Annotated in this window: 23 protein-coding genes and 1 pseudogene; 12 read left to right on the top strand and 12 right to left on the bottom strand. The window is 73.2% G+C overall.

The features are described from left to right. Positions 1-53: 53 nt before the first annotated feature. Positions 54-797, top strand: a pseudogene (locus tag ACNF49_RS24565) (alpha/beta fold hydrolase); the annotation flags it as partial. Between the two features lie 134 nt (positions 798-931). On the opposite strand, the gene ACNF49_RS24560 reads toward ACNF49_RS24565, so the two are convergent. Beyond that, complete coding sequence (locus ACNF49_RS24560; RefSeq protein WP_482945580.1) at positions 932-1,246, bottom strand: MarR family transcriptional regulator; 315 nt, start codon at positions 1,244-1,246, stop codon at positions 932-934. A 249-nt stretch (positions 1,247-1,495) separates the two neighbouring features. Here ACNF49_RS24560 and ACNF49_RS24555 point away from each other — a divergent pair, with 249 nt between their 5' ends. Next, a complete protein-coding gene (locus ACNF49_RS24555) occupies positions 1,496-2,932 on the top strand; it encodes an LLM class flavin-dependent oxidoreductase (RefSeq protein ID WP_498702942.1) in 1,437 nt (478 codons plus the stop codon). Here the strand turns inward: ACNF49_RS24555 and ACNF49_RS24550 are convergent. Beyond that, complete coding sequence (locus ACNF49_RS24550) at positions 2,856-4,115, bottom strand: MFS transporter (protein ID WP_482945107.1); 1,260 nt, start codon at positions 4,113-4,115, stop codon at positions 2,856-2,858. The two genes, ACNF49_RS24555 and ACNF49_RS24550, sit on opposite strands and share 77 nt — an antisense overlap. A 55-nt stretch (positions 4,116-4,170) precedes the next feature. Here ACNF49_RS24550 and ACNF49_RS24545 point away from each other — a divergent pair, with 55 nt between their 5' ends. From ACNF49_RS24545 to ACNF49_RS24530, 4 genes are all read left to right on the top strand, one after another. Beyond that, positions 4,171-4,560 carry a MerR family transcriptional regulator gene (locus ACNF49_RS24545; protein WP_482945106.1) on the top strand — a complete coding sequence of 130 codons (390 nt, stop codon included), beginning with the start codon at positions 4,171-4,173 and terminating at the stop codon, positions 4,558-4,560. Between the two features lie 66 nt (positions 4,561-4,626). Beyond that, complete coding sequence (locus tag ACNF49_RS24540; RefSeq protein ID WP_482945105.1) at positions 4,627-5,262, top strand: GNAT family N-acetyltransferase; 636 nt, start codon at positions 4,627-4,629, stop codon at positions 5,260-5,262. A 219-nt stretch (positions 5,263-5,481) separates the two neighbouring features. Then, on the top strand, positions 5,482-5,832 hold the full coding sequence (locus ACNF49_RS24535; RefSeq protein ID WP_357981522.1) for a hypothetical protein: 351 nt from the start codon (positions 5,482-5,484) through the stop codon (positions 5,830-5,832). A 132-nt stretch (positions 5,833-5,964) separates the two neighbouring features. Next, on the top strand, positions 5,965-6,774 hold the full coding sequence (locus ACNF49_RS24530; protein WP_357981525.1) for a TetR/AcrR family transcriptional regulator C-terminal domain-containing protein: 810 nt from the start codon (positions 5,965-5,967) through the stop codon (positions 6,772-6,774). Here the strand turns inward: ACNF49_RS24530 and ACNF49_RS24525 are convergent. The 6 genes from ACNF49_RS24525 to ACNF49_RS24500 all read right to left on the bottom strand — a co-directional run bounded on the left by ACNF49_RS24525 (position 6,761) and on the right by ACNF49_RS24500 (position 12,449). Beyond that, positions 6,761-7,891 carry an aminotransferase class I/II-fold pyridoxal phosphate-dependent enzyme gene (locus ACNF49_RS24525; RefSeq protein ID WP_482945104.1) on the bottom strand — a complete coding sequence of 377 codons (1,131 nt, stop codon included), beginning with the start codon at positions 7,889-7,891 and terminating at the stop codon, positions 6,761-6,763. The two genes, ACNF49_RS24530 and ACNF49_RS24525, sit on opposite strands and share 14 nt — an antisense overlap. Beyond that, positions 7,888-8,514, bottom strand: a complete 627-nt coding sequence (locus ACNF49_RS24520; RefSeq protein ID WP_482945103.1) for a helix-turn-helix transcriptional regulator — start codon at positions 8,512-8,514, stop codon at positions 7,888-7,890. The genes ACNF49_RS24525 and ACNF49_RS24520 overlap by 4 nt, the downstream gene beginning before the upstream one ends. Before the next feature lie 114 nt (positions 8,515-8,628). Then, positions 8,629-9,753, bottom strand: a complete 1,125-nt coding sequence (locus ACNF49_RS24515) for a winged helix DNA-binding domain-containing protein (RefSeq protein WP_482945102.1) — start codon at positions 9,751-9,753, stop codon at positions 8,629-8,631. A 399-nt stretch (positions 9,754-10,152) separates the two neighbouring features. Then, positions 10,153-11,394 (bottom strand): RNA polymerase sigma factor, encoded by a 1,242-nt coding sequence (locus ACNF49_RS24510; RefSeq protein ID WP_482945101.1) that lies wholly within the window; start codon positions 11,392-11,394, stop codon positions 10,153-10,155. Continuing rightward, a complete protein-coding gene (locus ACNF49_RS24505; RefSeq protein WP_482945100.1) occupies positions 11,391-11,762 on the bottom strand; it encodes a YciI family protein in 372 nt (123 codons plus the stop codon). Before ACNF49_RS24505 ends, ACNF49_RS24510 begins: the two co-directional genes overlap by 4 nt. A gap of 39 nt (positions 11,763-11,801) precedes the next feature. Then, a complete protein-coding gene (locus ACNF49_RS24500; protein ID WP_482945099.1) occupies positions 11,802-12,449 on the bottom strand; it encodes a DUF998 domain-containing protein in 648 nt (215 codons plus the stop codon). 160 nt (positions 12,450-12,609) lie between these two features. Here ACNF49_RS24500 and ACNF49_RS24495 point away from each other — a divergent pair, with 160 nt between their 5' ends. The 4 genes from ACNF49_RS24495 (at position 12,610) to ACNF49_RS24480 (ending at position 14,799) form a co-directional block, all read left to right on the top strand. After that, positions 12,610-13,035 (top strand): hypothetical protein, encoded by a 426-nt coding sequence (locus tag ACNF49_RS24495; RefSeq protein WP_357981540.1) that lies wholly within the window; start codon positions 12,610-12,612, stop codon positions 13,033-13,035. Between the two features lie 165 nt (positions 13,036-13,200). Continuing rightward, complete coding sequence (locus tag ACNF49_RS24490) at positions 13,201-13,791, top strand: RNA polymerase sigma factor (RefSeq protein ID WP_357981543.1); 591 nt, start codon at positions 13,201-13,203, stop codon at positions 13,789-13,791. Next, on the top strand, positions 13,784-14,008 hold the full coding sequence (locus ACNF49_RS24485; RefSeq protein ID WP_482945098.1) for a hypothetical protein: 225 nt from the start codon (positions 13,784-13,786) through the stop codon (positions 14,006-14,008). Before ACNF49_RS24490 ends, ACNF49_RS24485 begins: the two co-directional genes overlap by 8 nt. After that, positions 13,945-14,799 (top strand): CU044_5270 family protein, encoded by an 855-nt coding sequence (locus ACNF49_RS24480; RefSeq protein WP_482945097.1) that lies wholly within the window; start codon positions 13,945-13,947, stop codon positions 14,797-14,799. The genes ACNF49_RS24485 and ACNF49_RS24480 overlap by 64 nt, the downstream gene beginning before the upstream one ends. Before the next feature lie 119 nt (positions 14,800-14,918). Here the strand turns inward: ACNF49_RS24480 and ACNF49_RS24475 are convergent, their stop codons facing one another. Both ACNF49_RS24475 and ACNF49_RS24470 read right to left on the bottom strand, forming a co-directional pair. Further along, entirely contained in the window at positions 14,919-18,035 is a 3,117-nt protein-coding gene (locus tag ACNF49_RS24475) for a hypothetical protein (RefSeq protein WP_498702937.1), read from the bottom strand. After that, positions 18,032-18,418, bottom strand: coding sequence for a hypothetical protein (locus ACNF49_RS24470; RefSeq protein WP_357981552.1), 387 nt, complete (start codon positions 18,416-18,418; stop codon positions 18,032-18,034). The genes ACNF49_RS24475 and ACNF49_RS24470 overlap by 4 nt, the downstream gene beginning before the upstream one ends. A 285-nt stretch (positions 18,419-18,703) precedes the next feature. Between ACNF49_RS24470 and ACNF49_RS24465 the strand changes: the two genes are divergently transcribed. Both ACNF49_RS24465 and ACNF49_RS24460 read left to right on the top strand, forming a co-directional pair. Continuing rightward, positions 18,704-22,072 (top strand): OmpL47-type beta-barrel domain-containing protein, encoded by a 3,369-nt coding sequence (locus ACNF49_RS24465; RefSeq protein WP_482945095.1) that lies wholly within the window; start codon positions 18,704-18,706, stop codon positions 22,070-22,072. An 89-nt stretch (positions 22,073-22,161) separates the two neighbouring features. After that, positions 22,162-23,577 (top strand): amino acid permease, encoded by a 1,416-nt coding sequence (locus ACNF49_RS24460; RefSeq protein WP_482945094.1) that lies wholly within the window; start codon positions 22,162-22,164, stop codon positions 23,575-23,577. A gap of 15 nt (positions 23,578-23,592) precedes the next feature. On the opposite strand, the gene ACNF49_RS24455 is transcribed toward ACNF49_RS24460, so the two are convergent. Next, positions 23,593-25,533, bottom strand: a complete 1,941-nt coding sequence (locus ACNF49_RS24455) for a hypothetical protein (protein WP_482945093.1) — start codon at positions 25,531-25,533, stop codon at positions 23,593-23,595. Then, positions 25,530-26,582, bottom strand: coding sequence for a protein phosphatase 2C domain-containing protein (locus tag ACNF49_RS24450; RefSeq protein ID WP_482945092.1), 1,053 nt, complete (start codon positions 26,580-26,582; stop codon positions 25,530-25,532). Before ACNF49_RS24450 ends, ACNF49_RS24455 begins: the two co-directional genes overlap by 4 nt. Positions 26,583-26,804 lie beyond the last annotated feature (222 nt).

Raw genomic sequence — 26,804 nt, 5'->3', positions numbered from 1 at the left:
GCCCGTGGCGAACGCGACCCGCTCCCGCACCCCCGCGGGAGTAGGTTGCGGGGATGAGGATCGCCTATGACCAGGCCGGGCCCGCGTCGGGCGACGCCGTCGTGCTGGTCCATGCCGGGGTGGCCGATCGGCGCATGTGGGAGCACCAGTTCGCGGCGCTGTCGCGGCGCCATCGGGTGATCCGCTACGACCGGCGCGGCCACGGCGGGTCCGGCGACGCCGAGGGCGAGGTGTGCCACCACGAAGACCTGCTGGAGCTGATGGACACGCTGGAGGTCGGGCGGGCGGCGCTGGTCGGCTGCTCGATGGGCGGCGCGTACGCCGTGGAGGCCGCCCTGGCCGCGCCCGGCCGGGTGGCGGCCCTGGCGTTGATCGGCTCCGGCCTGGCCGGCCACCGGTGGCCGGCGGAGATGCTGGCGCAGGCCCGCGAACGTGTGCACACCTCGGTGCCCGCCGACCGGCTGGCCCGCTACCGCGAGGGCGGGGCGACCGGCGTCGATCCGCGTGACGTGCGGGCGATGGCGGAGGCCCACACGGCCTGGCAGGTCGCCGGGCCAGGCCGGAGCCGCGACGCGCTGCCCGGCCCGGTGTGGGAGGCGGCGGTGGAGATGTGCGCCCTGGTGTTCCAGCGGTCCTGGACCGGGCCCAGGTCGTCGGAGCGGTTCCTGTCCCCGCCGGCCGTCGGGCGGCTGCGCGAGGTCGCCGCGCCCACGCTGGTGATCAACGGCTTGTCGGACGTGCCGGGCATCCAGGAGGTGTCGGACATCCTGACGGCGGGCATTCCGGGCGCGCGCCGCCTCGACCTGCCCGAGACCGGCCACCTGGCGCCCCTCGAACGCCCCGAAGAGGTGACGGCGGCGTTGACGTCGTTCCTCGCGGAGGTCTTCCCCGCCCCTGACGCTCCCGCGACCAGCGACCGTTCAGCGGCCGTTCAGCGGCCGGGCTCCAGGCGGCCCCAGGTGCGGCCGGTACGGGCGGTGTCCTCGGCCAGGATCTCCCCGATGGCCGCGGCCAGCAGGTCGCGGTGGCGCGCGGGCAGGCCGGCGGCCAGCGTCTCCAGGCGGGCCGCCACCCCGTCGTGGGCGCGCACCGCGATCTCCGCGCCCGCCGGGGTCAGCTCGATCAGACAGGCACGGCGGTCACGCGCGTCGCGCACCCGGGCCACCAGCCCGCGCTTCTCGGCGCGGTCGACGAGCCCGGTCAGGCTCGACTTCTCCAGACGCAGCGCCCGGGTCAGCCCGGTCATCCCGATGGGCCCGCCGACCAGCAGGCACAGGAGCTGGGCCTGCTGCGGGGTCAGGTCGTGCTCCCTGCTGACCTCGCCGTAGACCTGCTCGACCAGGTGCGCCAGGCGGACGAGCGCCTCGGTGAGGCTCAGACCCGGGGCTTCGGTGGCGACCATGCGACCAGTGTAATTGACAGTAGTTGGCGACACGAACTAAATTTACTTCGCGACACCAACAGTTCGCACAACCAACCAATGGGTGAGCCCCTCATGCCCGACTACGGTCACGACCTGCAGTTCAGCGCCAACCTCGTCCCGGCCGCCGGGCAGGCGGACGAGGTCGTGGCCCTCGCCCAGCTCGCCGAGCGCGCCGGGCTGGACCTGGTGACCTTCCAGGACCACCCCTACCAGCCCGCCCTCCTCGACACCTGGACGCTGCTCAGCTTCGTCGCCGCGCGCACCGAGCGCATCCGGCTGGCCGGCAACGTGCACCCGCTGCCGCTGCGCCCGCCGGCCGTGCTCGCCCAGGCGGCGGCCAGCCTCGACCTGCTCAGCCACGGCCGGTTCGAGCTGGCGCTCGGCGCGGGCGGCTACCGGGACGCCATCGAGGCCATGGGCGGCCCCCGGCACACCCCGTCCGAGGCCGTGGCCGCGCTGGAGGAGGGCATCGGGATCATCCGCGCGGTCTGGGACACCGGCACGCGCGGCAGCGTCCACCACCGCGGCGAGCACTACCGGGTGGACGGGCTCAAGCGCGGCCCGCGACCGGCCCACGACATCGGGATCTGGCTCGGGGCCTACAAGCCGCGCATGCTCCGGCTCACCGGGCGGCTGGCCGACGGCTGGCTGCCCTCGCTCCCCCGCTTCCAGGACGTCGCCGCCCTCGGCGAGGGCAACGCCGTCATCGACGAGGCCGCGCTGGAGGCCGGGCGGTCGCCGTCCGACGTGCGGCGGCTGCTCAACCTGGGCGGCCCGCTGCCCGCCGCGCAGCTCGCCGAGCTCGCGCTCGTCCACGGGGTGAGCGTCTTCATCCTCATGTCCGGCGATCCGCGGGAGATCGAGCGCTTCGCCGCCGAGACCGCCCCGGCCGTACGGGAGCTGGTCGCCGCCGGACGCGGGCACTCACCGGAACCGGAGCCCGCCACCGGAACGCGCGCCGCGATCCAGGTCTGGGACGAGGCCACCAGGCCCACCGCGCCCGACCCCGACCCCGACCGCCGGTACACCCCGGCGGAGCAGGCCGCCGGGCAGCACCTCGTGGACGTGCACGACCACCTGCGCGCCGAGCTGGCCCAGCTCCGCGACCTCGTCGAGCAGGTGGCCGCGGGCACGATCGACGCGGGGGCGGCCCGTTCGCAGATCGCGACCATGACGATGCGGCAGAACAACTGGACGCTGGGGGCGTACTGCGAGTCGTACTGCAGGCTCGTCACCATGCACCACACCGGCGAGGACAGCATGGTCTTCCCGAAGCTGCGCCGCGCCGAACCGGGGCTCGCGCCCGTCCTGGACCGGCTGCAGGAGGAGCACGAGGCGATCCACAAGATCATCGAACGGGTGGACCGGACGCTGGTCGCCTTCGTCGGCGAGCCCGGCGGCCTGGGCGACCTGCGGGCCGCCGTCGACCTGCTCAGCGACGCGCTGCTGTCCCACCTGTCGTACGAGGAGCGGGAGCTGGTGCCGCCGCTGTCGAGGCACGGCTTCTGACGGCACGGCTTCCGGCAACGGGGTGACGGGGGGCCGGGAAGGCGTGCCGGCGGGCGGCGGCCACGACCGCGAGGGCGGCGACCGCCACCGGGAGGGCGGTCCACGGCAGCGCGCCCGCCCCCGCGCCCTCCAGCACCAGCCCTCCGGCGAGCGACCCGGCCGCGATGCCCGCGTTGTAGACGGTGGTCTGCATCGACGTGGCCACGTCGGCGTTCTCCGGGCCCGAGGCCGTGACCAGCGCGGTCTGCAGCAGCGTCGGCGCTCCCCCGAACGCCGCGCCCCACAACGCGACCGCGCCCAGCAGCACCCCGGCGGACCCGGCGTACAGACCGAGGGCCGTCATGGACGCGGCCACCGCGGCCAGCACCGCGAGCAGGGTCGCCCGCGGGCGCCGGTCGATCACCGCGCCGACCACCCAGATGCCCGCCACCGTGGCCACGCCGAACACCAGCAGCACGGTCCCCGGCCGGTCGAACCCCGCCCGCTCCGCGAACAGCGCCAGGTACGTGTACATCGCCTGGTGCCCCAGCAGCACCAGCGCCGTCACCGACAACACGGTCCTGACGCCAGGGACGACCGCGACCCGCCGCAACGGCACCCGCCGCGCCGCCGGCTCGCCGGGGAAGGGCGGCACCTTCCACAGGACCCAGCCCACCAGAATCACCGCCACCGCCGACAGCGACCCGAACGCCGCCCGCCATCCGACGGCCGCCGCGAGCTGCGTCCCCGCCGGGATGCCGGCGCACAGCGCCACCGTGATCCCGGCCGAGACGATCGCGATGGCCCTCCCGCGGCGCTCGGCGGGGACCATGCGGGCGGCGTACCCGACGAGCATGGCCCACAGGACGCCGCCCATCGTCCCCGCGCCCACCCGCGCCGCGAACGTCACCGCGTACGACGACGACACCGCCGTGACCGCGTTGAGCAGCGCGAACCCGAGCAGCGCGGCCACCAGCACCTGCCGCCTGGGCAGTCCGCGCAGCAACGCGGTCAGCGGGATCGCGGCCAGGAAGGAGGCGACCGCGTAGGCGGTCACCAGGAACCCGGCCGTTCCCTCCGGCACGCCGAGGGCGACGGCGAGCTGCGGCAGCAGGCCCGCCGGGAGGAGTTCGGTCATGACGGCCGTGAACGCCGCCGTGAACAGCGCGAGCAGCGCCGCCCACGGGAGTTTCGCAGGAGACATGCCGCCTATGCTGAAACCTTCACATCAGTGTGAAGGCAAATCTCCCGAGGGAAGCATGAAGATCGGACAGTTGTCCCAGCGTACGGGCGTGCCGACGCGCATGCTCCGCTACTACGAGGAGCAGGACCTGCTGCACCCCGACCGCGCCGTCAACGGCTACCGGGACTATCCCGAGTCCGCGGTGTACCGGGTCCAGCAGATCCGCGGCCTGCTCGACTCCGGGCTCACCACGGAGATCATCCGCCGTATCCTGCCGTTCCTGACCAGGCCGGACGAGATCCACCTGCATCCGGAGTGCCTGACGCCCGAACTGGCCGAGCTGCTGCGGGCGGAGGCGGGCCGCATCCAGCAGCGCATCGACTGCCTGGCCCGCAACCGGGACGCCATCCACGCCTACCTGGCCGCCGTACGGTCCGCGGCCGACGGGGGCGTCCCCTCGGCCTGATCGTTCCGCTGGAACTCGGTCTGCTGGAACCCGTTCCGCTGGAACTCGTTCTGCTGGAATGAGGGCATGGAGATCTTGGCCGACCTTCTCTCGGACGCGGCGGCGGGCCGCCCGCCCGCCCCCGACGGCAGCGTGACCGTCCTCCCCCAGCCGTCGGAGCGCGACGCGGGGATCATCGCCTTCACCGCCCACACGGTGGTCTTCGCCGACGTCGACCCGGCTCGGGTGCGCGCGCTGCTGCCCGCCGGCGACCTGTCGGCGCCGCTCATGCCGGCGTTCCTGACGGCGATGGAGGCCGCGACCGGCAGGCGGACCGGCAACCTCGACCTGCTCGCGCTGGCCGCCCCCGCCCCCGGGCCGCCCCCGCTCCCGCTGGCGGAGCTCACCGCCGGCGACCATCCGCGCGTCGTCCGGGCCCGCCGCTACCGGGACGCCGTGCGCGTGTGGGTCACCGGCGACGGCGCCGGCCTGGTCACGCTGGGCCGCGGCGTGGCGGGCCGCTGGGAGGCGGCCGTCGAGGTGGAGCCTGAGCACCGCGGGCGCGGGCTCGGCAGGGCGCTGGCCGCGGCGGCCAGGCACCTGACGCCCGGCCCGCTGTGGGCGCAGATCGCGCCGGGCAACGCGGCGAGCGTACGGGCCTTCCTCGCCGCCGGCTATCTGCCGATGGGGGCCGAGGTGCTGCTCGTTCCGGAGAACCGATGATCCGCAGGCGTCCTGCGCCCGGGGTCCGCCCGTCGGCGGGGCTCCGGAACGGGGCCCGGAAGGCCCGTACGCCCTTGCCAGGCCGGGGTGGCGGGTGTCCGGGAGTTTGCTGGTAGGGGGCCCGCTGTTGGGGGAAACCGGGTGTGGCGCTGCGGAGGGCGTCCAAGATCGCTACGTATAGTGATGGCCGATGTCACTTCGTGATTACAGGGGGAGCTCATGAGAGGTAACCTCATCGCCGCCGGCGGTGCACTGCTCGTCGCGGCCGCGGTGTTCAGCATGGCCGGCGTGGCCGCCGCGGACGCCTGGTCCGACGAGAGGCACTGGCACCCGGACAACTGCAGCCTCGGAACGAACGACGACTCCACGTACCACCACGTCACGAAGTACGGCCGGTTCGCCGGCACCCGTGACGCCGACGCCTGCAAGGGCGGCGAGCACGGGCACGACTCCGACGACGACTGGGGTTGGAAGCACGACCACGGCCGCCACAACTGGCCGGGCAGCGGCAACGGCAACTGGATCGGTCACGGCTACGGCCCCGGCGCGGGCGTGGGGGTCGGCGGCTAGGGCCGACGTCCTCACCCACCTCGATCCCGGCGCCCCCGCGGAGCGCCGGGATCGACGCACGCCCCCGCCCTACCACTCGGAGCGCTGATATCTTCTGCCGTAAAGAGTTCCGGGGCAGAGGAGAGTCGTACCGTGGTCGTCTTCGCCGGGCAGGGGGACGCGCGCCGTTCGATGGCGTTGCTGTGGCGGACCGAGGAGCCGGGCGAGTCGCGTCCCGGCCCCAAGCCGGGCCTGAGCGTGGACCTGATCGTCGACGCCGCCATCGCCGTCGCCGATGCCGAGGGCATGGCCGCGCTGTCCATGCGCAAGGTCGGCGAACGGCTGGGCCGCACCGGCATGGCCCTCTACACCTACGTCCCCAGCAAGGGCGAGCTGGTGGACCTCATGTACGACAAGGCCCTGGGCGAGCTGCCCACCGCCTACGACCTGGCCGGGGGCTGGCGGCCGGCGGTCACCGCGTGGGCCGGGCACCTGTGGGAGTTCTACCAGCGCCACCCCTGGGTGCTCCAGGTGTCGCAGGCCAGGCCGGTGCTGGGCCCCAACGAGTTCGCGCTGCTGGAGAGCCTGGTCGCGATCCTGCGCGAGACCGGCCTGCGCCCGCCCGCGCTGCGCGGCGTGGTGTCGCTGCTGTTCGACTTCGTCCGCGGCGCGGCCCGGACGGTCGCCGAGTCCCGGCAGGCCCCGTCGGCCACCGGCGTGTCGGACGAGGAGTGGTGGCACACCCGTTCCCACCTGCTGGAGGAGGTCGCGCCGGGCTTCGCGGCCCGCTTCCCCATGGTGGCCTGGGTCGAGAGCGAGGCCCATGTCCCCGGCGAGGGCGAGCCATACCTGGAGCACCAGGTGAACGAGGCGTTCACGGTCGGGCTCACCGTGCTGCTCGACGGCGTGCAGGCCGCCGTCGAGCGGACTGATCCGCACGCCGGGCCGGTCAGCGCCCCTTGAGGAAGGACGCCCAGGCTTCCAGGCCCGGCTCGGGGTCGGCGCGGCCCACGCCGAGGCGGAACCGGTCGTCCGGCGTGGACGTGAGCTCCGAGCGGTAGACGCCCGCGGGGAGCAGCAGCACGCCGGCCCGTTCGACCAGCTCGGCGCAGAACGCCTCGACGCCGTCCGGGCCCAGATAGCGGGGGAACGTGACGCAGCCGCCGTCCGGCGCCCGCCACTCGAACAGGTCGCCGAACTCGCCGAAGAACGCCTCGAAGCGCGGCAGGTTGGCGGCGATGATCCCGCGGTTGCGCTCCAGGATGCGGTCCCGTGCCCTGATCGCGATGCGGGCGAGGATCTCGCTGGGCGCGGAGTTGCAGATGGTCGTGTAGTGCTTGGCGCGTTCGAGGCGGGCGCGCAGCTCGCGGTCGCGGCAGGCGATCCAGCCGATGCGCAGGCCGGGCATGCCGAGGGACTTGGAGGTGACGTTCAGCGAGAGCGCCGCCGGCGACAGGTCGGCGGCCTGCGGCAGCGTACGGGCGGGGTCGAGCTCCAGGCCGCGGTAGACCTCGTCGCTGAACAGGTGGATGCCGCGCTCCTCGCACAGCGCGGCCAGCCGGGCGAGGTCGGCCGCGCCGATGACCTTGCCCGTCGGGTTGTTGGGGAAGTTGACCGACACCACGCGGGTGTTCGGCCGGATCGCGGCCTCCACGGCGTCGAGGTCGAGCGCCCAGTCGCGGGCGGGGTCGAGCGCGACGCCGGTGACCTCGCACAACGCCATCGGCACCGTCTCGGCGGACTGGTAGCAGGGCGTGACCACCACGGCGTGGTCGCCGGGGCCGAGCAGCACCTGCATGGCCAGGTACAGGGCTTCCTGGGCGCCCGCGAAGACGAGCACGTCGTCCGCGCCGACGTGCTCGTAGGTGTCCGCGACCGCCTGGCGCAGCCCCGGGTCGCCGAAGGTCTCGGTGTAGCCGAGGGAGAGCGTCTCCCAGGCGTGCCTGTCGTCGTCGCCGGCCAGGGCGAGCAGCTCGGCCATGGTCATGGTCTGCGCGTCGGAGGCGGCCAGGTGGTGGCGGGCGGTGAACTCCCAGCGGGAGAAGTAGACCTCCAGCCGGAAGTCGGGAAGCGGGGTCACGGTCGGCTCCTCCTGAGCTCGGCGAGCAGGGCGTAGAGGGTGGAGCGGGAAGTCCGCAACGCCCCCGCGACGACGGACGGCGCCCGCCGGACGGTGAAGATCCCGGCCTGGTCCAGCTCGGCCAGCACGGCGAGGCGGTCCTCGCGGGTCAGCCGCTCCACCGGCCGGCCGTGCTCGCGGACGTAGGCGCCGACGATCTGCTGCACGCGCTCGGTCCAGTCCTGCTCGAACAGCGCCTCGGGACGGGGCGCCGACGGCGCGGCGAACGCGGCCAGCAGCGCCGCGGCCTGCTCCAAGGGGGTGCGGTCGAGGTTCACGCAGAGCACGGCGGACGGCTCGCCGCCGGGGTCGCGCAGCACGGCGCTCACCGACGACAGTCGCCGCCCGTCGGCCAGCAGCTTCTCGTAGGGGCCGTAGACGCCGTTGGGCGAGGGGTCGAGCCGGTCGAGCTCGCCGAGCAGCGACGGGGCGCCGGGGCCGCGCCCGGACATCGGGTTCCACACGCCCAGGACCTGGTCGCCGCGGACGTCGTGCAGGACCACCTCGGCGTACGGCGCCAGCAGCGCGGCCACCGCCTCGCACACCGGCGACCACAGCCGCACGCGGTCATCCGTCCCTGTCATGCCCCGGATGCTATGTCCAGTTCGGACACTTTGTCCAGCCAGGTCCGGCCTGCGCCCCTACGGCCATCGGGCCGCCGGTCGGGCGTGCGCACCTACCGTGACCGGGGTCGGCGGTCAGGCGTGCGCGCCCACGGTGACCGGGCCGAGGGTCAGGCGTGGCCTGCCCTCCAGGATCTCCCCCACCCGCTCCACCTGCTCATCGAGCTCGCCGCGCTGGGCGGCGGTCAGGCCGGACAGCAGTTCGACCGTGACGTCGATCCGGCTGCCGGAGCGCCGCTGGTGCCAGACCCCGCGCACCTCGCCGTCCACGAGCAGCACGGGGAAGTTGCCCGCCTGCCCGCCGGACAGCGCCCGCTGCCAGGCCGGGCCCGGATAGAGCAGCTCGCGCGGCCGACCCGCGATCAGGTAGGCGTCGAAGTACGGCAGCAGGCGCACGCCGCGCGGCGGCCCGTCCGGCACCGCCGTGTCCCCCGCCAGCACCCGGGCCGGACGCCCGTCGAACGACACCTCCTCGGTCTCCACTTCCGCGAACGCCTCCGCCGCCCACCGCGCCGGCGCCCCGACCCACTGGGCGAACTGCGCCGGGGTCGCCGGCCCGTACGCGGCCAGGTAGGCCCTGACCAGGCCGGCCCGCCCGTCCGGCGGCACGGGGGCGTCCGGCGCGGCGCGGTAGGTGACCTTGCGCCCTCTGACCGGCCCGAACACGAACGCGCCGCGGTGCGCCGCCGTGGCCATCGCCTGCCGCCAGCGCGGCCACATGCCCTGGAACGCGGGCATGACCAGGTCGCCCGCCCACGGCCCGGTGGCCGCGACGACCGCGTCGCTCAGCTCGTCGATCGTCATGTCGGCCCCGGACAACACGTCGCGGACGGCCTGGACGACCTGGTCGGTCTGCTCCGCCGTCAGCCGGACGCCCTCGGCCCCGCCGGGCCCCGCGGGCAGCGACGACAGGGCGCCCAGCCACATGGGCAGGTCGCCCGCCGGCAGCAGATGCACGGTTCCGCGCGGCCCGTGCGTCTTGACCAGGGTCCCCTCGTCCCACAACGCCTCGCGCACGTGGGCGCGGGTGACACCGTCGAACCGCAGGCCGATCGAGAGCTCGGCCGCGGACATGACCTGGGCCTGCGCCCCGCACATGGCGGCCACGACGGCGGCCTGGTCCTTGTCGGCGGCGGGGGCGGCCAGGTGCGCCCGCTCCAGACGCCGCGCGCTGACCTGCGGCCACGACAGTTCGATCACGAATTCCTCCTCGGTGCGGTCCCCTTCACCGTAGAAGGACAAGCGGAAAGGTTCGTTCCGCAGCACGACTCCGCCGAGAACGCCGCGCTGGTCATCGACCGGACGGCCAGGAAGGTCGTCCCCGTCGCGGCCGGCCCCGACCTGACCCGCCTGATCACCCACGCCGCCACCGCCGACAAACCCTTCACGGCCTGGTCGCTTCCCACCTCGCGGGGAGGTCATGGGCGTGCGCGTGGCGTCGGGTCGGCGCCCTGCGGCAGTCGCGCGAGCTCTGCCGAGGCGCACGAGCGCCCGCCCAGGACGGCGCACAGATGCGCGGCCCAGTCCTGCGGCGCGGCGGACATGAGGCGTGCCACGTGCCGCACGTCGACGAGGTGAGCCGAGCGGTGTCGAGGCTGGTCAGCTGAGGTCGCCGGCCTTGCCGAGCAGGTAGCGCTGCTCGACCTGGTTCGCGGTCAGGTCGGCGGCCCGGCGGTAGAGCGCGGCTGCCCGCGTGGTGTCGCCGGTCATCTGGAGCAGGTGGGCGCGGACCGCGTGCTCCCGCTGCCTGGTGAGCGGGTGCCGGTCCAGGTGGTGGCGGCGGTCGAGGTCGTCCAGGAGCGCCAGGCCGCGGGCCGGTCCGTAGGCGTGGGCCACCGCCACCACCCGGCTGAGCTGGACCGGCGCGGTGGGGGTGAGCCGTTCGAGCCACATGTACAGCACGGCGATCTGGACCCAGTCGGTCCGGTCGGGTGCGGAGGCCGCGGAGTGCACGGCGGCGATCGCGGCCTGGAGCTGGTAGGGGCCCGTCCGGTCGCGGTTCCAGACGCCGTCGATGAGAGCGGTGCCCTCGTCGATCAGGTCGTGGTCCCACCGGGTGCGGTCCTGCTCGTCCAGAGGCACCAGGTCACCGCCGTCCGTACGGGCGGCGCGCCTGGACTCGGTGAGCAGCATCAGCGCCAGCAGGCCGGTCACCTCGGCGTCGTCGCCGAGCGTGGCGTGGAGCATGCGGGTCAGCCGGATGGCCTCGCGGGTCAGGTCGACGCGGGCGAGCCGGTCGCCGGCGGTGGCGGTGTAGCCCTCGTTGAAGATCAGATAGAGCACCCGCATCACGGCGGACATACGGCTGTCGCGGTCGGCGTCGGTGGGCGGGGTGAAACGGGCTCCGGCGCGGGCCAGCCGTTGTTTGGCGCGGCTGATCCGGGCGCCCATGGTGGGCTCGGTCGTGCCGTGGGCGTGTGCGATCTCGGCGGTGGTCAGGCCGCCGACCGCGCGCAGCGTGAGCGCCACCTGGGAGGTGGGGTCCAGCGCGGGATGGCAGCACAGCAGCAGCAGCAGGGTCAGGCTGTCGTCGCCGTCGCCCGCGGGGTGTGCCCGGCGTTCGGGTTCCTGCATGGCCAGGTCGGCCACTCCGGCCCGCAGCTCGCGGCGGTGGCGGGCCTGGTCGGAGCGGATCAGGTCCACCATGCGCCGGTATCCGACGCGGATCAGCCAGCTGCGCGGGTTCTCCGGGACGCCCTCGATCGGCCAGGTCCGGCCGGCGGTCAACAGCGCCTCCTGCACCGCGTCCTCGGCGATGTCGAACCGGCCGAAGCGGCGGACCAGCGCGCCGAGCACCTGCGGCGCCTCGGTGCGCAGCAGGTGCTCGATCTCGCGGTTCACGTCGCGAAGTCCGCACCCATGATCGGGCGGATCTCGATCGGTTCGCCGAGCGCCTCGACGATGCGCGCGGCGATCTCGACGGCCCGCTCCTTGCCTGTCACGTCGATCACGGCGAAGCTGGCCAGCACCTCCTTGAGCTCGGCGAAGGGACCGTCGGTGGCGACCACCTTGTCACCGTCGCGGTGGACGGTGGTGCTGACCGCCGGGTGTCCCAGGCCCTCGCTGGTGACGAACTCGCCGGAGGCGATCAGCTCCCGCTCCAGCTTCTGGTACGTCGCGAAGGCGGCCAGCGCCTCCTCGGAGGGGACGTCGGCGGTGGCGGCGTCCCACGCGGCGGCCGGAGTGTAGCCGAGCAGCAGGTATTTCATGGTGAATCCCTTGATCGTCGAAGCCGATTCTAGGCCGCCTCAGGCGGCGCGCCGCAGCGACACCGCGAGGACGGTCGTCCAGGTGAAGGCGACCAGGCCGTTCACCGCGACCTGGATGCTCATGTGGCCGGGCGACATCGGCACCAGCAGCACCAGCGCGGCGACGGCGCTCAGCACGGCGGGCGGCGCCGACCGGCGGCGGGCGCACCGGACGCTCATCACGACGGCCGCGACGGCCAGCGCGGTGAAGGCCACGGCGGCGGCGGCCGAGTGCGCGATGCCGTGCCAGGACATCCGCGCGACCGGCCCCTCGGGGGTCCCGGCCGGAAAACCCTGCTCGGGGTCCATGGTGAAGATCCCGGCCGCCACCAGCCCGGCGCCGAAGACGCCCACCAGGATCGGCAGCGCCCGCCGCCCGATCCCTTCGGTGAGCGTGCGCCTGACGCCGACGGCCAGCGCCAGCGCCCCCGTCCCCGCGAGGACGAAGGTGAGGATCTGGATCCACCCCAGGTCGCCGGTGGACAGCTGGCTGATGGGGTGCCGGGTGATGTCGAAGCCCGCGCGGGTGAGCATCTGCGTGGTCGCCGAGGCGAAGAAGATCGGCCCGGCCAGCGCCCCGGCCAGCAGCAGGCGTCGGGACGTCCGGGCGGTTCCATGGACGGGAACGTCGGCGGCAGTGGCGGTCATGACGTACTTCCTTCCTTGTCGGTGGGTTCTCGCTCGCTACCTCGGACCCGGGTCGGGACTTTTGACGCCGGTCGAGTGTGATTCACGTCACAGCGAGGTCGTGTCAAAGCCCGGCAGGCGGCTCCGAGGTACCGGCGAAACAACCACAGAGGAGGACAACATGATCGAGATCCAGCAGCCCAGCCCCGAGCTGAAGGCCCTGGACCGGCTGGTCGGCACCTGGAAGGTCACCGGCGGCGCGGAGGGGACCGTGCGCTACGAGTGGCTGCCCGGACGGTTCTTCCTCGTCCAGCACGTCGAGCTCACCCAGTTCGGCGAGCCGGTCACCGGCATGGAGATCATCGGCAACCTGCGTCCGTTCGGTGAGCCGACCGGGACGGACGTGGTGTCCCGGTACTACGACTCGGCGGGCAACACCTTCGACTACGTCTACGAGCCGGCGGGCGACAGGCTGACCATCTGGGCCGGGGCCAAGGGCGGCCCGGCCTACTACGAGGGCGTCTTCGACGCCGACGGCACCACGCTCACCGGCGAGTGGGTCTACCCCGGCGGCGGCGGGTACGCCTCCACCTCGACGCGCGTCTGATCGAGAAGGGTCCCGCGGCGAGCCGTCCTGAACGGCTCGCCGCCCCCCGCCCCGGGATGAGCTGCTGTGGCGTCAGGGAATCCGGCATGCTTCCTGATGACGGGAACCGGTCGGCCGCGAGCGGGCAAGTGGGGGTGTCCCGTCCGTGAGCCGAGAGGCCAGAGCATGTCAGATACGAGCCCCGCCGATTCCGCCGTCCTCGCGCGGTCCCGGCAGGAGCCCGAGGTGTTCGCGGAGATCTTCCGCAGGCACGCGCCTGAGATCAAGAGATTCGTCGTCCGCCGCCTCGGGCCCGACGTCGCCGAGGACGTGGTGGCGGAGACGTTTCTCGCCGCCTTCCGCCAGCGTGGCCGCTACGACCCGGCCAGGCACAACGCCCTGCCCTGGTTGTACGGCATCGCGACCAACCTCATCGGCCGCCACAAGCGCACCGAGGCCAGGCAGCTGAAGCTGCTGGCCCGCACCGGTGTGGACCCGGTCACCGAACCCTTCACCTCGCGCAGCGACGAGCGGCTGAGCGCTCAGGCCGTGCGGCAGCGCCTGGCGGGCGCGCTCGCCGCGCTGCCCGCCGGGCACCGCGACGTGCTGCTCCTGGTGACCTGGGGCGGCCTCAGCTACCCCGAAGCCGCCGAGGCGCTCGGCATCCGCGTCGGAACGGTCCGCTCCCGCGTCAACCGGGCCCGCGCGAAGATCCGGCAGGAACTGGGCGGGACCGACCCCACAGCACTCGTCATCGAGGAGGTTCGCCATGGATGAGCTGGCTCAGCTCAACGACTTCCGCTCCGAGGTCCCCGTGCAGGAGGACCTGCGGGCCGAGGCGGAGCGCCTGATGGCCGGCATGTCGGCCCCGGCACCCTCCGGCCTGCGCCGCCTCGCACTGCGCGCCGCGCTGGCGGGGGGCTGGCGGCCGTGGTGGGGGCGGCGGTGTTCGTCGTCCAGAGCCCGCCCGTCCCGGCACCGGCCCCGCCGATGATCCGCACGGTCGCGGCCGTGGAGGTGCTGTCGCGGGCGGCCGAACGCGTCGGCAGCCGTCCGGAGCTGCATCCCAGGCCCGGGCAGTTCCTCGTCTACGAGTCGCGCAGCATGGACACCTCCGAAGGGGACGGGGGGATCTGGCTGTCGCGCTCCAAGCGCACGATCTGGCTGCCGGTCGAGGGCAGCGCGGTCGAGGGCGTCCTGCAGGAGGAGATTCTGGCGCCGCTGCCGTACCCTGGGCACCCGCTCCCGCCGGCCGCACGGGCGGAGCAGGCGCTGGTGGGCAAGCCCGGCCGTCCGGAGCGGGCGGCCGACTTCGACGACCGGGCCGAGTTCCTGCGCAACGACTACGCCTACGTCAGCAAGCTGCCGACCGACACCGAGGGCATGCGCAGGCACCTCTACACGCAGGTGCCCGACGACGGGCTGCAGGACTACCAGGCGTGGAACCGGGTCGGCGGGTTGCTCGACGAGTCCTACCTGCCCGCCGCGCAGCGGGCCGCGCTCTTCCGCGCGGCGGCCACGATCCCCGGGGTGGTGACGGTGAAGAAGGCTCGGGACGCCGCTGGGCGCACGGGCACAGCCGCGGCGATGGTCTCGCCCAACGGGGTCAGGGAGGAGTACATCTTCGACCCCGAGACCTATGACTACCTCGGCCGCCGGGGGGTGGTCGTGGACGCGAAGCTGGCCAACGCACCGGTGGGGAGCGTGGTGTCGTCGAGCGCGCAACTGAAGGTCAGCGTCGCCGACCGCCCCCGAGTGTGGAGTAGACGGCGAGGAAGAACATGAGACCGATCATGAAGCTCGCCACCGCCGTGACAGCGCTCTCGGCGGGCATGGTGAGCACGACCGCGCAGGCGTCGGAGCCGCTCGGCACCACCCGCCGGGCGGCCGGCGGCGCGGCTTGCTCAGCCCGCTGCGGCGGGCGGCTGCTTCAGCCGATCGGGCATGTCCAGGCCGGTGACCTTGCGAAACTCCTCGCACGCGCCGACGGGGTCACCGGCATGGGCACGGCGCAGCAGCTCGACGACCTCGTCCATGACGCCCTGGGCGTCCTCGGGCAGTCGCCGCCCGGCGACGAACGCCTCGGCCAGGGGCACGACCGCCTCCCGGAACAGGGTCCCGCCGCCCAGCACGTACCCGAGTACCGTGAGGCTCTGGACGTGATCGGGCAGGTGGACGTCCGGGTGCAGCGCGGCCTGTTCCTGGCGCAGGCGCGCCGCCTCCCGCGCGGGCGGCACGGCTTGGCCCCAGCGCCCGGCCAGCACCAATCCGCGAACGTGGTTGTGCAGCGAGGTGGCCAGGTTGGGCAGGTAGGCGTCCCGGCTCAGGGCGGCCAGCTCCCGGTACAGGCTGACGGCTGCCGCGGAGACGCGCAGGCCGTCGGCCGCCTGCCCGGTCTCCTTCAGCCGGTTCGCGTGGTTGAGCAATGAAGTGGCCAGGATGGGCAGGTAGGCGTCCCGGTTCAGCGCGGCCAGCTCCTGGGACAGGCCGACGGCCCCTTCCGAGACCCGCAGGGCGTCTGCCCGCCGCCCCGTCTCGGCCAGCAGCACGGCGTTATTGATCAATGACAGCGCCAGGCCCGGCAAGTGGGCGTCCCGGTTCAGCTCGACCAGCTCCCGGAACAGGCTGACCGCCTCGCGCGAGAGGGGCGCCGCCTCCGTCCCCCGCCCCTTCCCGGCCAGCAGCATGGCGTGGTTGTCCACCGACATCGCCAGGTCGGGCAGGAAGGCGTCCCGGTTCCGCGCGGCCAGCTCCCGGCGCAGGCCGAGGGCCTCGTCCGAGACGAGCAGGGCGTCGTCCCGCCGGCCCATCTCCGCCAGGCGGAGAGCGTGGTTGCTCAACGACATCGCCAGGTCGGGCAGATGGGCATCCCGGTCCAGCGCGACCAGCTCGCGGCGCAGGCGGACGGCCTCGTCCGAGAGGGGCGCCGCCTCGGCCCGCCGTCCCATCTCGGCCGACAGCTGGGCGTGGTTGCTCACCGACTGCGCCAGTCTGGGCAGGAGGGCGTCCCGGTCCTGCGCGGCCAGCTCCCGGTACAGGGTGAGGGCCTCGTGCGAGATCTGCAGGGAGTCGTCCCGCCGCCCGATCTCCACCAGCCGAACGGCGTGGTTGCTCAACGAGGTGGCCAGATCGGGCAGGTAGGCGTCCCGGTTCCACTCGGCCAGCGCCCGTCGCAGGGTGACGGCCAGCTCCGAGACGGCCGCCGCCTCCTCCCGGTCCCCGATGTCCGCGAGCCGGGGAGCGTGGTTGCTCAACGACTTCGCCAACGCGGGCAGGTAGGCATCCTGGTCCAGCGTGGCGAGCCGATACCAGAGCTGGACGGCCTGATGGCCTTCAGCCACGGCGCGGGCGTGCAACCCCGCGAAGGTGAGGCGGAAGGCCAGGTCATCGTGGATCCGGGCACGGGCGGCCGGATCGGAAGTGGCGGCCAGCCGAGCCTCGGCCAGCCGGGAGGCCACCGCGGCCACCCCGACGTCGAGGTCGACCTGCCGTTGTGCGGGGAACGTCGACTCGATGGCCTCCAGCAGCCTCGTATCGATGTCGTCCAGGCCGGCCAGCGCGACCAACGCGGCGCCGCCGGCCTGCACAGCCAGGTGCGGGGCCTCGGCCAGCAGCGGATACACCTGCTGCCGTGCCACGTGGGGCCAGCGGCGAGCGGCCTCGATCAACGTGGCCAGCCCATGACGCGCCCACGCAGGCGCCTTGCCGGCCGATCCGTCACCGGTGTCGGTGAGGCCCGCCAGCAGCCGGGCGGGCGCCTTCTCGGCCCACGGGTCAGCGGGGAAGTCGCAGGCGTGGCCGGGCGTGGACAGGGCGAGGAAGTCCTCACCCAGCCGGTCGGGGTACAGGGGCTCCAGCACCGTGCCGCCGGCCCGAGCCACCGATGCCGCCTGCCCCGGCACGGGGCCGGGAGCCGCGGCGGGCGGGTAGCACAGCGCGTGGTCCTTGAGCAGTTGCCCGGCCGCCTGCGTGGATTCGATCTCGGCACGGGTCAGGGCGGCCCTGCCGTCCTCGTAGCCGAGCCGGCCGGTGAGAGTGGCGGTGTAGACGATCTGCCCCATCGCGTCCGGCGAGGTCGCCAACGGTTTCTCCCGGCGCGGGGACGCCATCGCCTCCCAATGATCCCGCTCGCGCGCCAGCAGGAACTCCGACACCTGTGCCGGATCGGCGGGAGCGGCCTGGCCGCGGTCGTGGGCCAGCACCGCGGCCAGGGCGGCCATGTGCACGGTCAGCACCAGCCGATAGGCCTCATGCCGTTCCAGTCCGGGCGGCGCGGGCACCGCCTCCGCGCCGGGCACCTGCAGCAGCTCGGCGAACCGGTCACGGGCCGCGGCGAACAGCGTCCCGCGGCTGATGCCTGCCTCCTGCTCCAGCGGCTCCAGGGCCGTCCTGCTGGGCGTCAGGCGCAGGTCGCGCTGGATGCGGCCGTTCAGGCTGTCCCACCAGGTGCCCGCCGGGCGGGCCAGCAACAGCACCCGCACCGGCATCCGGCCGGACAGGCGGGTGTCGCGCAGCAGGGTGAGCAGGTCGGCGGTGTCCCACCGTTCGGCATAGTCCACCACCACCAGCACCCCGGCCGCCCCGTCGAAGGCGGGCACCTCGAAGTCCTCGGCGGTGGAGCGGTCACGCCGATGGTGGGCGGCGAGCACCACCCAGCCCCGCCGCCGCCACCGCTGCGCCACGTGACCGGCCAGCCGGGTCTTGCCCTGCCCGCCCGGCCCATGGATCAACCGGACAGCCACGTCCTGCCGGGGGTCTGCGTCCCGCCAGCGTGCCAGCTCGGCCAGGAGGGCCTGGCGGCCGGTGAAGCCGACGAGCGCGTGCGAGGCCCGCAGCAGCTCACTGGGCTGCGCCCGCGCCTCGGCCCCCGCCGGTGGCGGCTCCGGAGCGGGCCGAACCGCCCACCGGTACGGCTCCGCGCCCCCGTACACGATCAGGTCGCCGGCGGCCTGGTAGATCCGGGCCAGCCCGGCGCCGTGGGCCTCCTGGATCACCCGCCCTGATCCGCCCGCCCCGCTCATCGTTTGTCGATGTCGCGGCCGGCCTGATACACCTGCCCCCGCCCGGTGGCCTTCGCCCGCTGCCGCACGGAGCGCGCCTCGTCGCCCGCGTCACCGGCCGCGGTCCGCTCCGGCGGCGTGTCGTTGATGTCGCGGCCGGCCTGATGCACCCGACCGTCTCCCATGGCCGTGGCCCTCTGCTCCACCCCGTCGCCGCCGCTGCGCCGCTCCGCGATCAGCCCGTACACCGCCAGCCCCAACCCGGCCACCGCGACGAACAACCCGATCACGCTGGCCAGCCTGTCCGCCTCCTCCAGGCCCACTTTCGAGAAGTAGACGCCCAGCCCTGCCAAGGCCGCCACCGCGACCGCAGCCCCGCCCCGCACCAGTACACGTCCGCGCATATCCGGCATCATCGGGCAGCCAACAAGATCACACAACGCGAATGCGTCGACACGTACCCGTCCCGGGCGAAGTACGCGCGGCCCAGGAGCTCGAAGTGGTGCGCCACCGCGGCTCCCATGACAGTCATCCTTCAGAGAGATCCGATCACCTGGAGGACAAATCGCGATTTTCGGCGCACGAAGAGCTGTAAAGGCTTGATTGATCGGATGAAACGTGACCTCGGCGTGATCGTCTTCACCTGAGGGGTTGGCCACAATGAGGCCATCCCCCGACTGGAGGCCCTTGTGCGCCATGGCAAGCCCTGGCGGCTGCTCCTCGCGGCATCTCTCGCCGCGACCGGACTGACCGCTCTCACCCCCGCCTCCGCCCAGGCGGCCGGCACCGTCTTCCACGTCTCCCCCGACGGCGACGACGGCGCCGCCGGCACCGAGGCGGCGCCGTTCCGTACGATCGAGCGCGCCCAGCGCGCCGTGCGCGCGGCCCTGCCCACCGCACCGGAGCCGCCCCGGGTACGGGTCCGCGGCGGCGTCTACCACCTCGCCGAGCCCCTCACCTTCACCCCCGCCGACTCCGGGGCCGTCTACGAGGCGGCCGCCGGCGAGCAGGTCGTGCTCAGCGGCGGACGCAGGCTGACCCCCGCCTGGACCCCGTACCAGGGCGCGACCCTGATGGCCGACATCGGCGCGGGCCTCGACTTCGACGAGCTCTTCCTCGACGGCACCCGGCAGGTCCTGGCCCGCTACCCGAACGTCGATCCCAAGGAGGCCGTGCTCGACGGGTACGCCGCCGACGCGATCTCGCCCGAACGGGTGGCCCGCTGGAAGAACCCCACGACCGCGCTGGTCCGCGGGCTGCACCAGGGCGAATGGGGCGGGAATTCGTTCAGGGTGACCGGCGTCGGGGCCGGCGGCGCCCCGATCCTGAAGTGGGTCGGCGACAACAACCGGGGCGACGGCCTGCATCCGCAGAAGCGCATGGTCGAGAACGTCCTGGAGGAGCTGGACGCCCCCGGCGAGTGGTTCTACGACAAGGACGCCGGCCGCCTCTACCTCCAGCCGCCCGCGGGCCTCGACCCGGCCAAGGCCCGCGTCGAGACCGCCGAGCGGGAGGAGCTCGTGCGGGTCGTCGGCGACTCGCCCTCCGCGCCGGTGCGCGACCTCACCTTCACCGGGTTCACCTTCACCCAGACCCACCGCACGCTGTTCAGCCGCCCGTACGAGAAACTGCAGCTCGGCGACTGGGCCATCGTCCGCGCCGGCGCGGTCTACCTGCGGAACACCCAGCGGATCACCATCCGCGACGCCCGGTTCGACCAGGTCGGCGGCAACGCCGTCTTCATGGACGGGTACGCCGACGGCAACGTCGTCTCCGGCGGCGAGTTCCGCGGGTCAGGGGCCAGCGACGTCGCGGTCATCGGCTCGCCGGCAGCCGTCCGCGAGCCCTCCACCTGGGACGACATGCGGCGCACGATCACCGACACCACGCCGGGCCCGAAGACCGAGGACTACCCGCGCGACATCACCATCAGCGGCAACCACATGACCCGCAACGGCCGGTTCGAGAAGCAGAGCTCGGGCGTGCAGATCTCGATGAGCCGCCGGGTGACAGTGTCCGGCAACACCGTGCACGACGGCCCGCGCGCCTGCGTCGACATCAACGACGGCACCTGGGGCGGCCACGTCATCGAGGACAACGACATCTTCGACTGCGTGAAGGAGACCTCCGACCACGGGCCGATCAACAGCTGGGGCCGCGACCGCTTCTGGCCGCTGACCGCCGACGACGCCCAGAAGAAGGCGTACGCCAAGCTCGACGCGATGGAGACGACGAAGATCCGGCACAACCGGATCCGGCACTCCTCCCACTGGGACGTCGACCTCGACGACGGCTCCTCCAACTACGAGGTCACCGGGAACCTGCTGCTCAACGGCGGGGTGAAGCTGCGTGAGGGCTTCTTCAGGACCGTGCGCGGCAACATCTTCGTCAACGGCGGCGGCCATTTCCACGTCTCCTACGCCGGCAACGGCGACGTCGTCGAGAAGAACATCTTCGTCACCGACGACCCCTACGACTTCATCCAGAGCGACCCGTCCACCTCCGGGACCGTCTACGACGACAACCTGTTCTGGAACAACGGCAGGCCGGTCGCCGACATCACCGCCGCCTGGCGGGCCCGCGGGCTGGACACCCGCTCGGTGGTCGCCGACCCGCTGTTCGAGGGGCAGAGCCCGTACGCCGACCCGGCCAAGCTCGACTACACGCTCAAGGCCGGCTCCCCCGCCCTCGCGCTGGGCTTCCAGCCGTTCCCGATGACCGGGTTCGGCAAGCCCGGCGCGCCCACGCCGCCGCCGCTCACCTGGCGCGAGCCCGAGACCGGCATGACGATCGGCAACCTGGCCGAGCCGCTCATGGGCGCGACGGCCACCGAGATCCACAGCGACGAGGTGAAGTCCTCGGTCGGGCTCACCGACTACGACGGCCTGTTCCTGGCCGCCGTCCCGGCCGGGTCCCACGCCCAGGGGCAGGGGCTGCGCACCGGCGACGTGATCAGGGAGATCGCCGGGACCAAGGTCACCGGCCGCGACAGCTTCTGGCAGGTCTACAACCGCACGCCCGCCGGGCGTCCGGTGCCGCTGAAGGTCTGGCGCGCGCAGGCGCTGACCGAGCTGAGCCTGACCAAGGCGTACGGCGTGGAGACCATCGACAACGTCTCCGGCGTCACCTACACCGGCCAGGGCTGGGACTGGAAGAACGACCGGCGCGGCGGCGGCGGCTCGACCCTCGACGACCTGCACGCCACCCAGGCCGACGGCGACTCCTTCGAGCTGGCCTTCCACGGCACCGGCGTGGAGTACATCGCCCAGGTCAACTCCGACGAGGGCAAGGTCGACCTCTACCTGGACGGCAAGCTCGACGCCACCGTCGACAACAGCAACCCGACCCGGGAGTACCAGAAGGTCGTCTACACCAGGACCGGGCTGGCGCCGGGCCCGCACACGCTCAAGGGCGTCAAGAAGGACGGCTCGTACTTCATCGTGGACGGCTTCAAGATCCACTCTGCCCCGCCGAGCGAGGACGGCGAGCCTCCGGTGACGACCGCGTCCGGCGTGCCCGCCGGCTGGTCGGACGGGCCCGTTGAGGTGGTCCTGACCGCCGCCGACGCGGGCTCCGGCGTGGCGCGCACGGAGTACCGGCTCGGTGACGGCCCCTGGCAGCCCTACACCTCCCCCGTCCGGGTGGACCGTGAAGGGGAGAGCGTGCTGGCCTTCCGCAGCGCCGACCGGGCGGGCAACGTCGAGGAGCCGAAGTCGGTCACCGTACGGATCGACGCGACGGCCCCCACCCTGACCGTCACGCCGGACCCCGCCCGGCTGTGGCCGCCGAACCGCAGGCTGGTGCCGGTGCAGGTCGCGCTGAAGGCGTCCGACGCCGGGCCCGTCACCGTCACCCTGGTCTCGATCACCAGCTCCCAGGGCGACGCCCGGGGCGACGTGCGCGAGGCCGCCACCGGCACCGCCGACACCTCCTTCGCCCTGCGCGCCGAACGGGACGGCGGCCAGGACCGGGTCTACACGATCACGTACCGGGCGGTGGACCGCGCGGGCAACGCCACCGAGACCCGCGCCCAGGTCACCGTGGGACGCGCCGGATAGGTCGCGGACAGACCGGCTTCTTCGAGCCGGTCTGTCCGACTTCTGCAGTCATGCGCATGGCGGGCTTCCTGTCAGGGCAGGACCCCGCCATGACGTCTGCGCGAGGCTTCGGCGGCGGGTCCGGGATATTCCGCCGCAAACCGGTAGAACAGATCGCCACCGAGCACGAGGGTGAGCTCAACCGCGTGCTCGGGCTCTGGCAGCTCACCGCGATCGGGGTGGGCGGCATCATCGGCGCCGGCATCTTCGCGCTGGCCGGCGCCGTCGCCAACCAGACCGCCGGGCCCGCCGTCGTGATCTCCTTCCTGATCGCCGGCATCGCCAGCGCCGCCGCCGCGTTCTCCTACGCGGAGTTCACCGGCATGATCCCGAAGGCCGGATCGGCGTACACGTACGGGTACGCGGTGCTCGGCGAGATCGTCGGCTGGTTCATCGGCTGGGACCTGCTGCTGGAGTACACCGCCATCGTCGCCGTCGTGGCGATCGGCATCTCGGGCTATTTCGGTTTCCTCCTCGGCCAGTTCGGCATCGACCTGCCCGCCTGGATGCTCGGCGCGCCGGGCACCGGGCCCGGACACGTCGTGGACCTGTTCGCGGCGATCCTGTGCCTGTTCATCGCGTTCCTGCTCAACCTCGGGATGCGGTCGGCCGCCCGGTTCGAGACGTTCGTCGTCGCGATCAAGGTCGCGGTGGTGCTGCTGGTGATCGTGGTCGGCTTCTTCTACATCAAGACCGCCAACTACACGCCGTTCTTCCCCTACGGGTTCGGCGGGGCGGTGACCGGCGCGGCCACCGTGTTCTTCGCCGTCTTCGGCTACGACGCCATGAGCACCGCGGCCGAGGAGTCGAAGGACGCCCAGCGGCACATGCCCAAGGCCATCCTCTACTCCCTGGCCATCTCGATGGTCCTGTACGTGCTGGCCTGCCTCGTGCTCACCGGCATGCAGAACTACCAGGACATCGATCCCGAGAGCGGCTTCTCCTCCGCGTTCGCCTCCGTCGGGCTGTCCGGGCTGGCCAGCGTCATCGCGGTCGGCGCCATCGTCGGCATCCTGACCGTCATGTTCACGTTCATGCTGGGCGTCACCCGCGTGTGGTTCGCGATGAGCCGGGACGGGCTGCTGCCCTCCTGGTTCGCCAAGCTCCACCCCGTACGGCACGTGCCGACCAGGGTGACCTGGATCGTCGGCGTCGGCTCCGCGCTCATCGCCGGGTTCCTGCCGATCAGGGAGGCGGCTGAGCTGACCAACATCGGCATCCTGCTGGCCTTCGTGGTGGTCTGCGCGGCGGTGATCGTGCTCCGCTACCGGCGTCCCGACCTGCCGCGCAGCTTCCGCATGCCGGGCATGCCGGTGGTGCCGGCGATCGGGGTGCTCTTCTCCCTCTGGCTGATCACGTTCCTGGAGCCGCTGACCTGGCTCAGGTTCGTCGTGTGGTTCCTGATCGGGCTGGTGATCTACTTCGCCTACGGGCGCCGCCACTCGGCGCTGAACCGCCGCGACTGACGGCCGGCGGCGGGGTCAGTTCGTGTCCTGGTAGACCTTGGGGCCGATCGCCTTGTACGCCGCCTTGGAGGCGTCCTTGAGCCACGGCCGGGTGCTGGTGGAGTTGGCGCGGTTGGTGTAGACGGCCATGGTGTGCAGCAGGTAGCGGTGGGTGTACCCGACCCATCCCCAGGTCTGGGCCCGGCTCCAGCTCGTCGAGTGGCACAGCCCTGAGCCGGGGCCCTTCTGGGGGCAGACGATCCCCCAGGCGTCGGCGTAGGCGTCGTCGAGCCGCGCGTACGCGGTGTCGGCCCGGCCGTCGTTCTTCAGCGGCACGACCCACACCGAGACCATGATGCGCTTGTTCCCGGGGGCTCCGGGGTTCACGTACGAGCCCTTGACCATCTTGGAGCAGCGTGCCTTGCGCAGGACCGAGCGGACGTTGGCCGCGTGGTAGGCGTCCGGGCACTTGTCCACGCCGCTCGACCGGAGGGTGTAGCGCACGCCCTTGGCCGTGGTGAAGGAGCTGGGCAGCAGGGCGCTCGGCGTGAGCGGGGTCGGGTCGGTGTCCTGGCGGTCGAGGTCGCCCGGGTCGAACGGCTCCTCGGTGGGCGGTTCGAGCGTGGGCGTCTCAGTGGGCGTCTCGGTGGGCGTGTCCGTGGGCTGTGCGCTGGGCCACGGGGTGGCCGGGGACAGCGACGGCGACGGCGTGGGGGCGACGGCGTCCGGCGAGCCGGACGCGGCCGTCAGCCTGCTGTCACCGCGCTCCGGGCCGAGATCCTTCACCACCGAGACCACGAACACCGCGGCCGCCACGACGAGCACCATGCCGACCACTCCCACGCCGGCCCCCAGGGCGACCTTCATCCCCGTGCTGAGGCCCGCACCGGACGGAGGGGGCCCCACGGGCCCGGGAAAAGGCGGCCTCGAAGGCCCCTGAGGTGGTGGCGGTGGCAGAAGTGAGGGTGACGGTGGCAGCAGAGAAGGTGACGGTGGTGGGGATGACGGCGACGGCGGAGGTGGCGGTGGCAGGAGTGGGGAGGGTGGGAGCGCTGCCTGGCTGGGCGTGGTCGTGGCCGACGTGGCGGCCTGCCGCAGTTCCTCGGCCCACCGTTCCGGACGCGGCCGCTCGTCCGCGGGCCCGTGCAGCGCCGCCGCCGCGAGGTCGGCCGCCGCCGGAGCGACGGCGGCCAGCCGGCCGGGGTCCGTGGAGGTCCGGTCGCGGGCCAGGAGCCGGACGGCCAGCAACGCGAACCCGTATGCGTCGCCCTGTGTGGTGCCCTCGGGCCCGTCGGCGGGGATCTCCCGGCCGGACGCCTCCACCTGGGGTAACGCCGCCGCCCCGGCGAGCCGCATCGCGTCGCAGCCGATGAGGAAGCACTCCGGGGAGCCTTCCGTGGCGAACAGCAGGCGCTCGGGCGACAGGTCGCCGACGACGATGTCCATCGTGTGCAGGCGGGCGAGCGTGTCGGCCAGGTCGGCCAGCAGCAGCAGGCGATCGCGATCGCCGACCCGCCGGCCGATCCCGCCGACGTGAGCGCCGTCACGGGCGTGGTCGTGGGCGCCGTCACGGGCGTCGTCGTTGAGCAGGAGCTCCATCGTGGCCGGTCGGCGCTCGGTTCCCGCAGGCGTCCGCAGGTCGAAGGAGAACCGGTGGGGCACCGACCGCATGAGGAAGCCGCGGACCGCGCCGCCGGACACGACGATCTCGGCGGGCCAGGCGGCCTTGTCGCACAACCAGGCCGCGTCCCATCCGGGGAGCCGGCCGATCAGCCCGGCCATCTCGGTGAGGACGCCCGCGTCGATGCCGGGCAGGACGGCGGGGTCGTACTCCTTGTACGCAACCTCGAACTGGCCGTTGATCCGGCGGCCGGGCACCTCGTGGACCGTGCCCCGGCCCCCCTGCCCGAGCAGCCGGCCGAGGACGAGGTCCGCCCGCTCGGTGCCGTTCGTCGGGCCGTTCGTCGGGTCGCTCATCGGGCCACGTCCCTCGGCCACAGGGCCAGCAGCGTGCGGTCGCCGTCGAACGCCTCCCCGGAGAAGTCGAGCAGGTGCGCCAGCCACAGCGGGGACGGCGGCGCGGCCAGGTGCTCGGCGAACAGCGCGCCGACCCGGCCGTCCCCGTCGCCCAGCGGATCACCGAAGCCGTCGGTGCCCACCAGCAGGACCTGGCCGGGCGTCAGCGTCCCGGACCACCGCTCGGGCCGCTCGGGCACCCCCGGCAACACGGCCACCAATGCGGAGGCCACAACGGAGGCCGAAGCGACGACCGCGGCAGAGGCCGATGCAGACGCCGCGGCAGGGGCCGATGCAGAGGCCGTGGCGGGGGCCGATGCAGACGCCGTGGCGGGAACAGAAGCGGCGGCCGAAGCGGGGGCCGCGGCGTCGTCCGGCTTCGGGTCGAACAGCGGGAGGAACCGGGGTCCGGCCAGGTCGAGCGTCCAGGCGCCCGAGTCGCCGACGCGGGCCAGCGAGACCTCGACCCCACGCGCCCCGGCCTCGACCGTGCCGATCACGAGCGTGGTGGCCAGCAGTTCCTCGACCTCCGCCGCGCCGGGCTCGCGCCCCAGCATCGCCGCGGCCTGCCGGTGCAGCGTCCCGGCCGCGTGCCGGAGGGCCGCGACGAGGTCGGGCGCCGGACTGCCCTCGTCGAGCTGGGCATGGACGGCCCACACCGCCGCGCGGCACGCCTCCGAGGCCCCGACCGTCGAGGCGGAGGCGCCGGACAGCCCGTCGGCCACGGCGAACACCACGGTGCCGGTCCCCTCGTGGAGCACGGCGCAGCTGGCGTCCTGGCGGGGACGGCGGTGGTGGCGGTGCCGTTCGCCCCGGACCGAGGCCGACCGCAGCGTCACGTGCGGAGCCGACCACCCGTCGCACTCGGCGTCGGGGCACGTGCCTCCCTGCGGGCGCGGCGGCGCCGGCTCGAACTCCGGGCGCGCCGGCTCGATCTCCAGGCCGGGCGCGTCGAGCACGACCCGCTCCCAGGCGCGGATCCGGTCTGCCTGCTCCGGTGCGTGCCGCACGTGCACTCCCCGCCCTTCGAGCCCGCCCTTTTTCGGAGGATATCAGCGTCCATTTGCTGAAGATCAAGGATTTGTGGACCCGGATGTGCCGGTGCCCCCGGCATACCGTGGCGTTATGGAAATTTGTGAGCTGTTCGCCTGACCACCCTGGGTGACAACTTTAAGCAAGCCCCAGCCAAAGGGCTCCTTCGATCCCCACACCCCCGGGGACATGTGAGAGGA

The organism is Actinomadura sp. ATCC 39365 (genome assembly GCF_054392275.1).
This window is presented reverse-complemented; position numbering and strand designations above follow the sequence as displayed.

What these genes read in the sequence shown, in the direction of transcription:
- ACNF49_RS24560 (WP_482945580.1), bottom strand. Translation starts at nt 1,246, where the DNA reads ATGACCGGGCTGACCCGGGCGCTGCGTCTGGAGAAGTCGAGCCTGACC.
- ACNF49_RS24555 (WP_498702942.1), top strand. Translation starts at nt 1,496, where the DNA reads ATGCCCGACTACGGTCACGACCTGCAGTTCAGCGCCAACCTCGTCCCG.
- ACNF49_RS24550 (WP_482945107.1), bottom strand. Translation starts at nt 4,115, where the DNA reads ATGTCTCCTGCGAAACTCCCGTGGGCGGCGCTGCTCGCGCTGTTCACG.
- ACNF49_RS24545 (WP_482945106.1), top strand. Translation starts at nt 4,171, where the DNA reads ATGAAGATCGGACAGTTGTCCCAGCGTACGGGCGTGCCGACGCGCATG.
- ACNF49_RS24540 (WP_482945105.1), top strand. Translation starts at nt 4,627, where the DNA reads ATGGAGATCTTGGCCGACCTTCTCTCGGACGCGGCGGCGGGCCGCCCG.
- ACNF49_RS24535 (WP_357981522.1), top strand. Translation starts at nt 5,482, where the DNA reads ATGAGAGGTAACCTCATCGCCGCCGGCGGTGCACTGCTCGTCGCGGCC.
- ACNF49_RS24520 (WP_482945103.1), bottom strand. Translation starts at nt 8,514, where the DNA reads ATGACAGGGACGGATGACCGCGTGCGGCTGTGGTCGCCGGTGTGCGAG.
- ACNF49_RS24505 (WP_482945100.1), bottom strand. Translation starts at nt 11,762, where the DNA reads ATGAAATACCTGCTGCTCGGCTACACTCCGGCCGCCGCGTGGGACGCC.
- ACNF49_RS24500 (WP_482945099.1), bottom strand. Translation starts at nt 12,449, where the DNA reads ATGACCGCCACTGCCGCCGACGTTCCCGTCCATGGAACCGCCCGGACG.
- ACNF49_RS24495 (WP_357981540.1), top strand. Translation starts at nt 12,610, where the DNA reads ATGATCGAGATCCAGCAGCCCAGCCCCGAGCTGAAGGCCCTGGACCGG.
- ACNF49_RS24490 (WP_357981543.1), top strand. Translation starts at nt 13,201, where the DNA reads ATGTCAGATACGAGCCCCGCCGATTCCGCCGTCCTCGCGCGGTCCCGG.
- ACNF49_RS24485 (WP_482945098.1), top strand. Translation starts at nt 13,784, where the DNA reads ATGGATGAGCTGGCTCAGCTCAACGACTTCCGCTCCGAGGTCCCCGTG.
- ACNF49_RS24475 (WP_498702937.1), bottom strand. Translation starts at nt 18,035, where the DNA reads ATGAGCGGGGCGGGCGGATCAGGGCGGGTGATCCAGGAGGCCCACGGC.
- ACNF49_RS24470 (WP_357981552.1), bottom strand. Translation starts at nt 18,418, where the DNA reads ATGCGCGGACGTGTACTGGTGCGGGGCGGGGCTGCGGTCGCGGTGGCG.
- ACNF49_RS24460 (WP_482945094.1), top strand. Translation starts at nt 22,162, where the DNA reads ATGACGTCTGCGCGAGGCTTCGGCGGCGGGTCCGGGATATTCCGCCGC.
- ACNF49_RS24455 (WP_482945093.1), bottom strand. Translation starts at nt 25,533, where the DNA reads ATGAGCGACCCGACGAACGGCCCGACGAACGGCACCGAGCGGGCGGAC.